Below are 14387 nucleotides of genomic sequence, written 5' to 3'. Positions count from 1 at the left end.
AGAACACTTAAAAAGTCTCTATAGGGCCTTTTTGTGTATAATTAGAAAAATCAGGACAATATTTTCCCTCGAGTGACTCTTTTTCTTTTTTGAATTCGATGATTAATTCATTACTTTTATTGAAAAACAGGATTCGCGCACCTTCCTAATTCTAGGTCAAGTACAATTAGAAGAATGATTAAATAACTGCATTATAAAGCTAGATAACGCACATCCAAAATAAAAAACAGGGCTATCACACCCTGTTTTTAACTAACCATCTCTGACGAAGAAACAAGCCTCCGCCAATCAAGAAAAATACCGCACTTAAAGCCAACCAGTTAAACATGCTAGTAGCTGTTTCTGGCAAAAGCGCACCAGCTTTATCAGCCATCGAACTCACCTGTTTCGCTTCTTCTAAAACAACAAAGGCACTAAAGTGATCAGCTGAAGCAATCACTTTTCCGTCTTCATACGTTCCACCAACCAATTCCCAATCATCCGCTTCCGCATTTTTAACATAAACACCTAACCGTTCCACGTCAAATTCTTTGGTGCTATCCACAACAAAAGAGAGCGCAATAGGTTCCGCGAACTCATCAATTACCGTTCCCCCTTGAACAATCGTCAAATCATAAACATCACTGAGCCCATCAGCCGCCGCCTCTAATTTTTCTAGGCGTATTTCCGCATCTTCCTTTGCTTTTGAAAAAGTGGAAGCAGGTACATCCATTTGGAATCCACCATGCATAATAGAAAGCTGTACATCTTTCTCGATGAGGCGATGAATTTGTTCTTCCGTTAAGGATAAGATTACCAAATCCATATTATCTGCTTTTTTTAAATCAACTAAGAGTGTGCCACCATTTTTCACTTCAGTTAGATCAGCATTTAAGATTTTAGCAATATTATTCGTTACGCTCGGTTGTTTGGTTACTTTTGATTTTTGTGTGATTTGCTCCTCATTCTTTTCCTCTGACTTTGTATCGTTATCGTTTTCGTTCTTATTTTCATCTTTGGCTTCTTCTTTATCTTTTTCATCTTCCTTATCTTTACCTGCTTCATCCTCTTTGTCTGGATCATTTTCATCTTCGTTTTTATTTTGATCATCTGGTGTTTCATTACCATTTTGGTCTTCTGTTTCATTTTCTTCTTCTGTGAACGGTTCACCGGTAATAGAATTAGCCGATTTCGTAATAGTATAAGTGATTTCCGCACCACTCCAGAAGTGGAAGGTTAATTTTACTTCACCATCATTTACTTCATTAAAGAAATTTTCACGTAGCGTGATTTCGTTATCTTGATAGTTCGGTGTAAAAGTGTAGCCAAATTCTTTATAAGTGGTCCAGTTTTGCGGGCCAGCAGCCTCACCACTTGGATAGATAGCTTCCATTGTCGCTAATCGGTCTCCATTAAAGGTCGTAGGAATAGTAAAATTAGAAGCCTCACCAACTGCCGTATCTAATACAGGTGTATCATAGGTTTTCACCTCAATATCCCAATCCATCCCTTGATTAAAACTAGCAGTGAGTGTTGCTTGTTTACCAAAATCATTTGATCCGGTTAAAGACTCAAGTAAGCCTGCTTTTAAGATTAATTCATTACCATTAAGCTGATAATCTTCACCCTCAATAAGGGCTTGCCCGTCGTGTAGCAATGCTTCGAATGTGGTCCCATGAAGGTTTAGGGTCAGTACTTGATCTTCTATTGTAGCATCCTTTTTTAGATATACTTCATTTGAGCTTGCTGTTGCAGATCTTACTTCCCAGCTTGTCTTGAGCATCTCAATTAGTGATGGGTCAGACCATTCAAGTGAATTTCTGCCTAGATGCTGCCCATTATCCCAGAGCATATGGACAAGATCTTTTTCCTGTGCGTAATGCAGCATAAATTCAAAAAACTTTAATTTTTCACCTTGCTGAATAACATCGGTACTCGTATCAAAGCCAAGTAAGCCGTATTCACCGATAACAACTGGAATACCGTTAGCGCTAAATGTATCGTGGACGCGATCAAACGTTTGAATAATATCATTTTTCGTGTCTTGTTCAAAAGTGGTGTAGCCAGCGATATTAACACTAAAAGGCCAGAAACCATAATAATGCACAGTTGCTAAAATATTCGGATCATTTAGCTCTTTGATATAGTCATATAATGGATTAATTTTATGGGATTCAGACCCCGTATCCAAAGTTGGCAAAACAAGTGGACGGCTATCATTTTTCCCGCCTGATTCTCGTACAATGTTGTAAAAAGCAGTATTAAGCTCATCTAAATATACCTGTGATTGCTCTTCTGAGGCCTGAAATCTAGGCTCATTAATACTTTCAAACATTAGATTAGTAGAGTAATCCTTAAAATGTGCAGAAAGCTGTGTCCAAATGGCTTCATAACGAGCTAGGGAGTTGTCATGATCTGTTGCCATCCCACCTTCAAGCCAAAGCCATGAATCGTGGTGAATATTAATCATCACGTATAGTCCTTCGTCTAAAGCCCATTGCACCGTCTGATCAACACGATTTAGAAAATCAGCATCTATCGTATAATCAGGACCTTCCGCCATACGTTGGTCAAAGGTAACTGGAATTCGAATACTTTTATAGCCTTCAGATGCAATTTTTTTAATTAATTCTTGTGTAACAGGGGGATTTCCCCAAGCAGTTTCATCTGTACCAACGGCGTCAAAGGAATTCCCTAGGTTCCAGCCGGGTTGCATATTTTCTGCGTATGTTTCTATATCTATGGTGTTTGTTTCCGCGCGTACTTCTGGAGGAGCATGGAAGGCTAGTAGGAAGATCATGGTGAGGAAAAGAGAGAGTGCACACTTTTGATAAAAACAATTTAGGATTTTACTTGTAGACATATAATGTCCTCCTTATAATTTTAGTAACTAGATAAGAATAAAATGTCACCCCCAGAGTTAGAGATAGTGCATCGTTTATACACAGAAGTTTTAAGAAGAAGTAATAATGAAAACGATTACATTTAATTTATCATGGTCCTATTTCCATTAAAACCCTAAAATGGAGGGCATAAATCATGTGAAATGGAGACATAGGTCTTACAAAATTATTTTAAATCTAATTATGTCTAGAACCTACACGTTAATAGCTTCCTTAAATATATATAAAGAAGAGATGAAAAGTGGGGGAGGGCGGTAATTTTAAATTAAATAGTGAGCGGTATTTATTAAAGGGAAAATCGATGCTTAAATCGACTTAACATATGAAAAATAGAGCATAACCAAGCTTAATCACTTAGTCATGCTCTATTATTAAATTTCACCAGATTAATTTCCAGCAATACCAACTTCATCATTATAGATTAGCCAGGTTGCTTTTTCTGTATCTGTTCTGAATGTCAGTTTATAGGGTGCATAACCAGATGCAACAAAATATATGGGCTCATGGATCTCGGATTCATTGTTTACTAATTGGCTCATTTGATTATCTAAATCGTAAAGATCCAACTCCTTTCCTCTATGATCTTTTATCTCAAATCTGGAAGCGGCCGCAAATGATCGATAAGTTGCTAAATTTTCATAAGAAACACCAACTCGAACGACGTGAATCGGGGAGTATATTTCATCTTCTAATCTCCTAGCAATAGTAGATGCTCCTGTGAAGGTAATGATTTCATTTTTAAACTCGACAGTATCACCAAGACCATAATTTCCTAAGTCTGTGCGATTCTCTTCTTCGATCGCTTCTTCAACCTTTTGTCGCTCTTCTTGATCTTTTTCAAATGCAATCACAACTTCATCTTTTTGATTGAGAAAACGAAAAGTAGGCTCTTGTTGATCTTGGTAAAAAGTCGATGCTTTATAAGCTTGACGTAGATGAGGCTCGATGAGCATAGCGACCATTTCATCGTAATTTTCTGCTTCCAATTCAGTTGCTTCTAGCATTTCTGCCGCTTCGTCTTGTGGCTCTTGAATTTTAGCTTCTATTGTTGTTGCGTCTACCATTTTAATTTCGGATATTTCAAAGTTACTGGGTACCCATGCTAAATAGTTTAGAAAAGCCTCCTCACTTAAACGAATTTCTTGCCTTTCCCAATCATATAAATTAATCTCTGACCAGTCTTTTTCTATTTCAGGTGTTGATTGCTCTTTTTCTGTTGTACCCCCAATTTCAAAGGAGCATCCTATAAGAAAACTGAAACAGATGACGCATATCCATAATTTTTTCATCTTATCCCCCTAATTAAAATAAAAACAACTATTTATTAATACTTCCTCTATGTAATCATTTTTTGAAGAAAAGCTTGATTGCGATTAACCAACCGAACAACGCGCCAATCATATTCAAAATGAAATCATCTATATCAAAGCTACCTCTTCTTGTAACAATTTGAATGAATTCTACCATAAATAATAGGACAATCATCGTAGTAATGAATATTATTATTTTTCTTGTTCCTTTAAAGAAATAAGGAAGGTATAGCCCCATTGGTGAAAATAAAACTAGATTTCCAAAGAGGTTTTTTATCGGTATTTCAATATTCATACTTCCATTAATCAAGGCGTTTAGATAAAGCTTGATGGTTTGAAGTGGCGAAAAATTTGACGATGCCCTCATATATTCAAACAATGTCATATTTGACCACTGATCCCCCCTCGAACCTAAGAACAAGAGTGAGGATAGAAGGCACAGATAAAAGATAAAACTAATTACGAAAATAATTTTATATAACCTTTTCATCATGTCCCTCCGTAATTATTAATCTTTAAAACAGTCATTTTGTATAGCTGAAAATCAATTATTATTTTCCTTAGTTTAACATAAATTTACAATGTTTCTCTTCAAACAATAAATTTATACATAAAAAAACTACTTGAAGCACAACGCCTCAAGTAGTATTCCTTTAAGTCGTCCACTGATCACTTACGATAGCTACGAGTTTCCATACGCCATTCTCATTTTGTTCTAACACAAAATTCACGGCGAACCAGTCCATACCTTCATATTCGTTTGTACCTTCCACGTAGTATTCCACAACAGTGGCTTCAGAGAAGCGTTCTTCCAAATTGGAAATAGTATTTCCGCGAGAAATGTATTCATTTACATTGATCTCGTCAGGTGCACGCACGCGTTCAGTCGGCACAAACTCTTCTATATATTGAGCAGGTGTGAGCTCAATCGGATCACCGCGTCCGTCATACGTCCCCCAGTTGTATGCGTTACTTTCTGGAGAAAGTAGCTCTTCTACTTCGGCTGGAGTAAAGACCTGGGCGGTTTCTTCAACGTGAATATACGGAGAAAAGAGTAGCCCTTTTTCATCGTGTACTTCTTCTGCTAATTGATTCATATCCTGTCGGTCTAAGATTTCCATGATATTTTGCGCAGCTTGTTCTGCGGTATCAGGATTCTCTAAACTGGTGTAATCAATCTCATCCAATACCCATCTTTCATCGTCCCATCTAGCATGGAAAGTCATTTCGGAATGGCCTAAGAGTTCATTATTTCGTTCTTGAATGATTTTAAAATGGTTTTCACTTTCTTCCTCAATAGAGAAGTTTTGATCTTCAACAAGGAAGGTAGGACCATCTTTAGCAATCAAGTAAATGTCTCCATCTCGGTCTTCCAAATACGTGTCGATCATCCAATCGGTTAAATCTTCTGACAGTACTTCTCTAAAATGTGCCCTTACTTCTTCGGTCGATGAGTACATACTGATTTCACCTTGCTGATCACTATCATCAATTAAGGCGGTAAACGTTTCCTCATATTTTTGCATTAATTGAAGTGCAGTGACTTCTGTAAATTCTTGATTTTCAAGAGGTGATTGATCTTCTGTCTCAGTTTCTGGTGCCGGATCAGGCGAAGTTTCAGGCTCCTCTTCTGGCGGCGCAGTTTCTTCCTCTTCTACCTGTGGATTTTGTTCTGCATTTTCGTTACCAATGAAAAACTGATTGATACTTAATAAACCGATCAGGATAATCGCAGCGGCTGTAGCAATGCTAACCCATACTTTATTATGAAGAAGTGGTTTTTTAAGAGGTGTCATATTTTTTTGATCCTCCTCCAATTGATTCATAATATTTTCATGCATCTGTTTTTTCTTCTCATCTGTTAATCCTTGTTTAGGAAAGCTCTTTAATTTATGCTCGATATCTTTGGGATCCCTTTTACGCATGGATATCCCTCCCTTCATCTTGACCGGAAAGCTTGTTTATTGCACGGTGATACGTGACACGAACCTTAGCTTCAGTCCACCTTAAAGCTTCAGCAGTTTCATGAATAGAAAAACCTTTAATCGCTCGAAGAATCACTACATCTCGATAGTCTGTTTTTAAATGGTTGATAGAATGATATAATTCCTGCATTTCTTCTTGATGTAAAAGCTGATCTTCCGGAGTCTTCATAGGATTTTTTTGTTCCTGATTAAAGATTTTTTCATCATATTCATGTGCTCGCCGGCTCATTTTTGTTTCTTTTTTTCTGCTTTCATCAATAGCGATGTTTCTGGCGATACGGATTAACCAAGTTTTCGGACTGGCATCATGGTTGAAATTTTTGTATCCACGCCCAGCTCGAATAAACACCTCTTGAACGAGGTCATCCACATCCACCGTGCCAGTATAATAGACGAGAAAATGATAGACATCATCACTATACTGATAAAACCAATCTGAAATTATTTTATTTATTTGAGTCATATTAGAAGGCCTCCAAGATATAATTCACTTAATAGACGGATTTTAATTGTAAATGTTTCAGTTTTTAAAAATAAAGTGAAATATTTTCAATAAAGTACCTCTACTTATATGATAACAAATGAATACGAGTTTTCTATCATTTAAATAAAAGATAGAAATGACCGAAGAGGATGTCTTTTGAAAAATTTTGTGACAGAATTAGATCCAGTTGCCAATGAAGAAGGAGGGTCTTTACTCGCTATATTTGATGAGTATAAATATCTATTAGAAAATGACTTAAATGGTTATGATTTACTAACTTATGGATTTAATTATATTCAACGATTACCATACTGGAATTCAATTAAAAAAAACTTTATAGAAATGCTTGTTTTTGACGCCCTCATTGGAAATCAAGATAGACATCCTTTTAATTGGATGGTATTATTTTATCCAAATGACGAAATACGTTTGTCACCAATTTATGACAATGGTGCTTCATTGGGTTTTCGTTTCGAAGATTCATATCTGCTTAAAATGATCGAAAATGAATCTATGATGAATAAGTACATGAAAAACACCAAGTCAAAAGCTGGAATCTTTGAGAAAAAGCAGGTTAAGGTAAAGCAATTATTGAATTACTTAATAACTGAATATCCCAAAGAAACTGCATCAATTATTGAAAAAATTAATGATTTTAATATAACTGAATACAATAATTATATTAATTCTTTATCATTTATAAGTGAATATCAAGAAAAATGGTTACTAAAAATTATTCCATTTAGAAGAAATAAAATATTACAATGGGTTAAGGAAAAGGAAAGGAAGAGTTAAATGAGTAATTTACAATCATTATGGGTTGTTTGGCAAAATCCTAAAAATCGTTTATTTTACCATATTGGTACACTTTCCTTCTTTGATAATCATTATGAATTTAGGTACGTAAATGGTAAAACTGGGCACTTAAAGCTAAATGACGCTATTCAAAATGGATATATGCTAAATCCAGCTTTTCCAGATCCAAATAAAGTCTATAAATCGGATGAACTGTTTACAGCTTTTAATCGTCGACTACCTTCTTCTAATCGAGCAGACTTCCTTGAAATATTGTCAGATTTAGGATTGGATGAAAGTTGTACAAAAATGGAATTATTGCAAGAGACGCGAGGACGTTTAGCAAATGATACGTATTCGTTTGAGCAACCTTTGAAGATTCATAAGGATGAAAAAGTGTATTCAAGCTTTTACATTCATGGTATGAGGCACCGTAATTTACCTGCTCAATGGCCAAAATGGGTACCGGTTGGTGAAAAATTGGTGTTAAAAAGAGAGAAAGATCATCATGTAGATCCTAATGCCGTTGCAATTTGGACCCAAAATGGTAAACATTTAGGTTATGTTCCAGGATTTTATGCAACAGGTGTTGCTGGTTTGTTAGATAATGGTGCAAACCCTAAAGTAGTTGTACAGTCTGTTAACCCTGATTCAACATCACATTGGTGGGTCAAGCTTAACTTTGAAAGTGAAATCCCAATTCCAAAAGAAGATATTGGAAAGTATTTTGAAACTTTTACTGAATTAGCAAGCTAATAAATATATCGAAATACACCAGAGCAACCATTAAATGGAATTCTGGTGTATTTTTGATAATTATAATGCCACTATCCAAATGATTTTCAATGTGATACCTTCACCCTAGATGTTTCGGGCGAAAGCACCTGAAAACCCCACAGCACGAGAACTGTGGGGTTTCCATTTCTATATTATTAAGAGAAGCTGTAAATCTTAACATCATAAGCAGTTAAAGTAAGCGAACCTGTTACTTCTTCGTCCGTCAAGCAGTCTATCATTGGCTGCTTCAATTTCATAGGTTGCGCATCAGATGCATAATTCAAGAGAATAAAAAAGGTTTTTTCATCATTTTTTCTAACAGCAAGCTCGACTGATTCCGGTAAATCAAAATACTCACTGTAATCATCCGGCTTAAGATCTGCTAAAATTTTCTCTGCAATTTCATAGCTGAATACGCCTCCAAAGTAATAAGCTGTACCTTTTCCGTGATTTCTTTTTGTTAAAGCAGGCTCTCCTGCGTAATAATCATTGGTGAAATGACCCAATATTTCTACGTCATCATTATCAGCATGTAAGATTTCATTAAATCCTAACGCTTCTTGCTCGTCTTTATTAAAAAGGCTTACTTTTGGCGCTGCTTCATACGCACCAACTAGCGTAAAGTCGCTTACTGTAATCCCAACTAGATCAGCAATATATCCAGGGAAAGCTTTCTGATAGGGTTGTCCAGTTAGATCCTTGTATCCTGTGCGGCAACCAAATACAATTTTCCCACCTTGCTCTACGTAATTCGTTAGCAGTTTAGCAGTTTCCTTAGTTAGAATTGCTGCATGTGGATAAATAAGAATATCATACTTACTTAAATGGTCCACAGTTGTTTTTTTATTGATATTAGTTAAATCAACTGGTATATGGTTATACTGAAATGCTTTGAACCAAGCTTCCTTACTTTGCCCGATAAAGTTGCCATACCATTTATCCATTTCGCCGTCCCAGCTATTTTGGTAATCCGTTAAAATCGCCACTTTCGCTTGATAGGTTGATCCATATAACGCTGGTCCTACTTTTTCGATTTCCTTACTGAAGGTTTCAATTTCTGCTATTCGTCTGTTTGGCAGATTATGATAATCGTTGATTCCATGCCAATACATTTCAGTACCTTTTGTAGCTGTACGCCAGCGGAAGTATAAGACCATCTCTGAACCATGTGCTATCGATTGATACGACCATAATTTTACTTGACCGGGCTTTGGAGCGGGTTGCTCCAATCGATTTACCCAACCACCGGGACCAGATTGTTGTTCAAATATAGCAAAGTTTCCACCAAAGCCTCTTACTGTACTTAAGTTAAGACTCCATTTCCTGTCACGCAAAGGCTTAGATGACGTATCCTTGATCACTTTGCTGAAATTTGGATAGGAATCATACGCATAAAAATCAATAATGTCTTCCGTTAATTGGTGGTTATCCAAGTGACCAAACATTCCATTTGTTGTGACCCATTGATCTTTTGTCAGCTTTCTAATTATATCTGCTTGTATTTTTGCGAAGTTGATTGTACTATCTGAGAAAAATCGTTTCTCATCCAATGCCTGATGTGGGTTAGAGGTATCATTCACCGTTGGTAAGGTGAGAGAGACTTGATCCCAGCTTGTATACGTTTGATTCCAAAAAACTGTACCCCATGCTTCGTTTAAAGCGTCTAATGATTGGTACTTTTCTTTTGCCCAATTTTTGAATGCCATATGATCTGCTTCAGCGTAAAATTCACTGATTTCGCAGTTTAATTCATTATCAATTTGCCAACCAACGACATACGGGTTATCACGATAATGCGTTACCATTTCCGTTACAATCGTAGCGGATAGTTCCTGATATTTCTTAGAATTGTAGTTGTAATGTCGTCTTGATCCATGTTTAAATTGGACACCGTTATGCGACACGTTTAAAACCTCAGGATATTTTTCCGTTAGCCACACAGGAGGTGTAGCTGTCGGTGTACCAAGAATTACTTTTAAGTTGTATTTTCCTGCAAGAGCGATGGCTTTATCAAATAAATCAAATTCAAAATGACCTTCTTTCGGTTCAAAGATGGTCCAAGCAAATTCGCTCATGCGAACATAGGTAAAACCTAATTCCTTCATTCTTTTAAAATCATCTTCCCATAAATCCTCTGGCCAATGCTCCGGGTAATAACAAACCCCAAGTGTGATTTTTTCTTCATTAATTATTTTATTGATCATAAGTCTTCTCCTTTTCAATGTTCTCCAATTTTTAAAAGAAATGATGTTGATTCTTTTTTTATATGTAGCCATTCTTAGTGCCAAGCATCATATTGAAATGAAAGGGAAAAATAAGCGTGATGATACAAAAACTTGTTTCATATGTGCTCTGATTTCCATTAGGTTTCTTGATTGAGCGTAAGGTAGGTCCAATGAAGCGCTTTAAAACAAGGTTATACTTGAATCATGAAATTAAAAATGAAACCGCTTCAAATAAAGTATAATTGCCAAACAATATCATAGCAACAAAGAGCCTTCCATTATTTCAAGCACTCAAGAAAGACATTTTATATTTCGCTTACTTGAAGCTGTTGAGTCATCTCGTATAAAGACTGCATTCTTGAAAATGATAGTAATGAAGAAAGCCAATTTGAAACTTTATTCGAGTTCTTTCTCTTTATTCTTACTAAAACACTAGGTATAATAGGTTTAAGAAAGAGAGGGATGTATGTGTCTATTACGAAACCATTAGTTCAGCTTAATCAAAGCTTTATATTACTCACTGTTTTACTTGGTGTAATCATAAATCCACTTATCTTAATATTACCATTTGTTATAGGCGTGTTTACGCTTGTGACAAAATCAAATCCTGTTATTCTGCTTGGAAAACGATTTTTATCAAAAGCACCAAACGAATATCCGCAGGAAGACAAGGCACAACAAATATTTAATCAATGGATTGCGACAATTTGTATAGGGCTTTCGTTAATTGGAGCATTCATGAATATAGCGGTGATTTTTTACTTGTTTAGTGTGATGGTAATGATCGCTTCCGGTCTAGCATTAGCCGGTTATTGCATTGGATGTACGATTCGTTATAGGTATATGATGTGGCGTTATAAAAAGGCGTCTTGATTTAAAAGGAAAATAATAAACTCCTGCATGACATAAAATATCCTAAGCTAATCTTAAATAGATTGTCAAAAAACAGGCTATTTAACAACACTTAAGCATGAAAGTTAGTTTGCTCCATTCACTATAAATTTTCAAAAAAAGGTCCTTTCACAGATGGAAGGATCTTCTTTGTAAACTTTATGTGAATATTTTCACAAAATGCTTTTATTCTATATAATTTTTGGTATAATAAGGTTACAAAGTTCAGATGGGGTGTGGGTCAGATGATGACGATTGTAGCATTAACGCCAATATTGGCGGTTTTATTTTTTTTAGTACTATTACGAATGCCTGCTATGAAGGCAATGCCGATAAGTTTGGTGGTTACAGCAATTTTAGCGTTCTTTTATTGGAAGGTTCCAATGCTTCAAATTTCTGCTTCTATTATAGAAGGAATATTAATTGGCGTTTCCATTTTATATATTGTTTTTGGTGCGATTCTTCTCTTAAACACCTTACAAAAAAGTGGTGCGATTGATACAATTCGAAACTTTTTTATGAATGTCACACCAGATAGACGGGTGCAGGTTGTTCTTATCGCTTGGTTATTTGGGGCTTTCATTGAAGGGGCAGCAGGATTCGGGACACCAGCTGCAATTGCAGCTCCACTGCTTGTCGTTCTTGGTTTTCCACCACTTGCAGCAGTTGTGGTGGCACTAATTGCAGATAGTAGTCCAGTATCCTTTGGTGCTGTTGGTACACCGTTAATTGTCGGTGTAGATCAAGGCTTACAAGAAGGTGGACAGCTTGCGGCGGTGGCTCAGCCGTATATTGGAGATATGGCGATGGGAGAATACTTAAAACAACTCGCTACTCAAGTGATGCAATTTGATTTAATTACAGGTACGATGATGCCGCTTATCATGATTCTAATTTTAACTCGTTTCTTTGGGGAAGAAAAATCATGGAAAAAAGGCTTAGAAATGTGGAAATTCGCGATCTACGCCGGTCTTAGCTTTACAGTTCCAGCCTTTATTGTTGCTAGCCTGTTAGGACCGGAATTCCCATCCATTATTGGTGGTTTAGTAGGGCTTGTGCTCGTTCTTGTTGCAATTAAAAAGAACTGGTTCATGCCAAAGGAAAGCTGGGATTTTGCGCCTCGAGAAAGCTGGTCAGCGGACTGGATAGGCAATTTACCAGTCGCTAAAGAGGAAAAAGTTAGAACGATGTCACTCTTAATGGCATGGATTCCTTACTTATTACTCGGAGCGCTGTTAATTTTAACACGCTTAAACTTTTTACCAGTCAAAGCTTGGTTAACGAGTGTAAGTATAGGTTGGGAGAAAATTCTTGGTACGGAGATTTCCGCGACCTTCCAACCACTTTATTTACCTGGAACAGTATTCATAGTTGTAGTCATTATCACCATTTTCATCCATAAAATGAGTGGTGGGGCATTTACGACAGCTCTTTCTGTTTCTGGAAAAACGTTGATTGGTACGGCGATTACTTTATTTACCGCTGTTCCAATGGTTCGAATCTTTATCAATTCGGGGCTAAATGATGCTGGATTTGCTAGTATGCCGGTTGAACTGGCAAACCAAGCATCTCAACTTTTAGGTAGTGGCTGGCCGATCATGGCGCCATTTATAGGTGCACTAGGTTCTTTCATATCAGGTAGCGCGACTTTTAGTAATATGATGTTTTCTTTATTCCAATTTAACGTAGCGGACCAAGTTGGTCTGGACCCAACAAGTATTGTCGCTCTTCAAGTATTAGGTGCGAACGCAGGGAACATGATCTGTGTCGTAAACGTAGTTGCAGCCGCTTCCGTTGTCGGATTAGTTGGAAAAGAAGGGTTAATTATCCGGATGACACTCATTCCGATGGCCATTTACGCTGGAGTTGCAGGAATTCTTGGCTTAATCTTTTAACAGTTTTAGAAAAGCTAGATATGTTTTCTTCTTAGCCAGATAACTTCAAGTAATGCCCGTTATCGTACTTTAGAAGCTAGATACATCCATTCGGAAGCTAGATAACGCAGGAGAATACCAGATACACATTATCGAAAAACAGAGACCCATTTTTGAAAGCTAGATATAAGCTAATCAAAATCCTCTACATTCAAGTAGGGGATTTTTTATACTATTTAAGCGAATAAAAACTGATATTTTAAAGGAATTCGCTAGCTAAATGTGGAATTCTATTCTAGATACTACAATTGATTTTTTAAAAAGGAGAATGAAAATATGAAGGATAATTGGAATGCACAATTATACGATGGTTCTCATGCGTTTGTCTCGCAATTTGGAAATGACTTAATTTCTTTCCTTGCACCTGAAAAAGGGGAGAGGATCCTAGATATCGGTTGCGGTACAGGGGATTTAGCAAGTGAGATTCAACAAAGAGGTGCAGAAGTTACTGGAATTGATCAATCAGAGAATATGATTACACAAGCGAAAGAAAAGTTTCCTTTAATTGATTTCCATGTAACAGACCTCCTAGAGTTACCCTATCAATCCGAGTTCGAAGCGGTATTTTCGAATGCGACGTTACATTGGGTCAAACAACCTGAACTTGCATTAGAAAGGATTTATCAGAGTTTGAAACCAGGTGGTAGGTTTGTTGCTGAGTTTGGGGGAAAGGGTAATGTAAAAATTATTAGTGATGAAGTAATAAGGCAGCTCCAATTATCGGGAGTAGAGAATGTAACGGAGCGCTTCCCATGGTATTTTCCAAGTATCGCGGAATATACCACTTTAATGGAGAAAGCGGGATTTCGAGTCACCTTCGCGCAACATTATGATCGACCAACGCCATTAGAAGGTGAGCATGGCTTACGGAATTGGATCGAGATGTTTGGTGCATCGTTTTTCCAAGAAATTTCTGAAGAGAAAAAGCAAGATTTAATTGCAAAAGTTGAAAATAATCTAGAAGATACATTGAAAAATAACGGAACATGGATAGCAGATTATAAAAGAATTCGAGTAATTGGAATTAAATCTATATAAATATTTTGTATAACTTCACAACGGGAAAATCCGAAGTGAGGTTATTTTAATGCAACGATAATTGAT

The 14387-nt window shown here is 36.6% G+C and carries 11 protein-coding genes; 5 read left to right on the top strand and 6 right to left on the bottom strand.

Features of this window, described 5'->3' with window-relative positions; all coding sequences use genetic code 11:
- Nucleotides 1-235 precede the first annotated feature (235 nt).
- From DFR57_RS00815 to DFR57_RS00795, 5 genes are all read right to left on the bottom strand, one after another.
- The gene (locus DFR57_RS00815) at nt 236-2842 is read right to left on the bottom strand and encodes a cellulase family glycosylhydrolase (protein WP_114351235.1); all 2607 of its coding nucleotides are present in this window, start codon (nt 2840-2842) and stop codon (nt 236-238) included.
- A gap of 426 nt (nt 2843-3268) precedes the next feature.
- The gene (locus DFR57_RS00810; protein WP_114351234.1) at nt 3269-4171 is read right to left on the bottom strand and encodes a hypothetical protein; all 903 of its coding nucleotides are present in this window, start codon (nt 4169-4171) and stop codon (nt 3269-3271) included.
- Nucleotides 4172-4226: 55 nt separating this feature from the next.
- Nucleotides 4227-4682: a VanZ family protein gene (locus tag DFR57_RS00805; RefSeq protein WP_114351233.1), complete on the bottom strand. Its 456-nt coding sequence runs from the start codon at nt 4680-4682 to the stop codon at nt 4227-4229.
- A 163-nt stretch (nt 4683-4845) separates the two neighbouring features.
- Nucleotides 4846-6117 carry a hypothetical protein gene (locus tag DFR57_RS00800; RefSeq protein ID WP_114351232.1) on the bottom strand — a complete coding sequence of 424 codons (1272 nt, stop codon included), beginning with the start codon at nt 6115-6117 and terminating at the stop codon, nt 4846-4848.
- The gene (locus DFR57_RS00795) at nt 6110-6640 is read right to left on the bottom strand and encodes an RNA polymerase sigma factor (protein WP_114351231.1); all 531 of its coding nucleotides are present in this window, start codon (nt 6638-6640) and stop codon (nt 6110-6112) included. The genes DFR57_RS00800 and DFR57_RS00795 overlap by 8 nt, the downstream gene beginning before the upstream one ends.
- 177 nt (nt 6641-6817) lie before the next feature.
- Here DFR57_RS00795 and DFR57_RS00790 point away from each other — a divergent pair, with 177 nt between their 5' ends.
- Both DFR57_RS00790 and DFR57_RS00785 read left to right on the top strand, forming a co-directional pair.
- The gene (locus DFR57_RS00790; protein WP_114351230.1) at nt 6818-7456 is read left to right on the top strand and encodes a HipA domain-containing protein; all 639 of its coding nucleotides are present in this window, start codon (nt 6818-6820) and stop codon (nt 7454-7456) included.
- Nucleotides 7457-8212 (top strand): HIRAN domain-containing protein, encoded by a 756-nt coding sequence (locus DFR57_RS00785; RefSeq protein ID WP_114351229.1) that lies wholly within the window; start codon nt 7457-7459, stop codon nt 8210-8212.
- A 176-nt stretch (nt 8213-8388) separates the two neighbouring features.
- On the opposite strand, the gene DFR57_RS00780 is transcribed toward DFR57_RS00785, so the two are convergent.
- Nucleotides 8389-10437: a beta-galactosidase gene (locus tag DFR57_RS00780; protein ID WP_114351228.1), complete on the bottom strand. Its 2049-nt coding sequence runs from the start codon at nt 10435-10437 to the stop codon at nt 8389-8391.
- Between the two features lie 489 nt (nt 10438-10926).
- Here DFR57_RS00780 and DFR57_RS00775 point away from each other — a divergent pair, with 489 nt between their 5' ends.
- The 3 genes from DFR57_RS00775 to DFR57_RS00765 all read left to right on the top strand — a co-directional run bounded on the left by DFR57_RS00775 (nt 10927) and on the right by DFR57_RS00765 (nt 14321).
- Nucleotides 10927-11331 carry a DUF4395 domain-containing protein gene (locus DFR57_RS00775; RefSeq protein ID WP_114351227.1) on the top strand — a complete coding sequence of 135 codons (405 nt, stop codon included), beginning with the start codon at nt 10927-10929 and terminating at the stop codon, nt 11329-11331.
- 263 nt (nt 11332-11594) lie between these two features.
- On the top strand, nt 11595-13244 hold the full coding sequence (locus DFR57_RS00770; RefSeq protein WP_114351226.1) for an L-lactate permease: 1650 nt from the start codon (nt 11595-11597) through the stop codon (nt 13242-13244).
- 315 nt (nt 13245-13559) lie between these two features.
- Entirely contained in the window at nt 13560-14321 is a 762-nt protein-coding gene (locus DFR57_RS00765) for a class I SAM-dependent methyltransferase (protein WP_114351225.1), read from the top strand.
- Nucleotides 14322-14387 lie beyond the last annotated feature (66 nt).

The organism is Saliterribacillus persicus (assembly GCF_003337485.1).
In the GTDB taxonomy this organism is placed as follows: domain Bacteria; phylum Bacillota; class Bacilli; order Bacillales; family Amphibacillaceae; genus Saliterribacillus; species Saliterribacillus persicus.
The sequence above is the reverse complement of the archived record's forward strand: the minus strand, read 5'-3'. Positions and strand labels throughout refer to the sequence as shown.

Bases quoted from the DNA above. Each gene is read 5' to 3' on its own strand.
- DFR57_RS00815 (WP_114351235.1), bottom strand. From the start codon at position 2,842: ATGTCTACAAGTAAAATCCTAAATTGTTTTTATCAAAAGTGTGCACTC.
- DFR57_RS00810 (WP_114351234.1), bottom strand. From the start codon at position 4,171: ATGAAAAAATTATGGATATGCGTCATCTGTTTCAGTTTTCTTATAGGA.
- DFR57_RS00805 (WP_114351233.1), bottom strand. From the start codon at position 4,682: ATGAAAAGGTTATATAAAATTATTTTCGTAATTAGTTTTATCTTTTAT.
- DFR57_RS00800 (WP_114351232.1), bottom strand. From the start codon at position 6,117: ATGCGTAAAAGGGATCCCAAAGATATCGAGCATAAATTAAAGAGCTTT.
- DFR57_RS00795 (WP_114351231.1), bottom strand. From the start codon at position 6,640: ATGACTCAAATAAATAAAATAATTTCAGATTGGTTTTATCAGTATAGT.
- DFR57_RS00785 (WP_114351229.1), top strand. From the start codon at position 7,457: ATGAGTAATTTACAATCATTATGGGTTGTTTGGCAAAATCCTAAAAAT.
- DFR57_RS00780 (WP_114351228.1), bottom strand. From the start codon at position 10,437: ATGATCAATAAAATAATTAATGAAGAAAAAATCACACTTGGGGTTTGT.
- DFR57_RS00770 (WP_114351226.1), top strand. From the start codon at position 11,595: ATGATGACGATTGTAGCATTAACGCCAATATTGGCGGTTTTATTTTTT.
- DFR57_RS00765 (WP_114351225.1), top strand. From the start codon at position 13,560: ATGAAGGATAATTGGAATGCACAATTATACGATGGTTCTCATGCGTTT.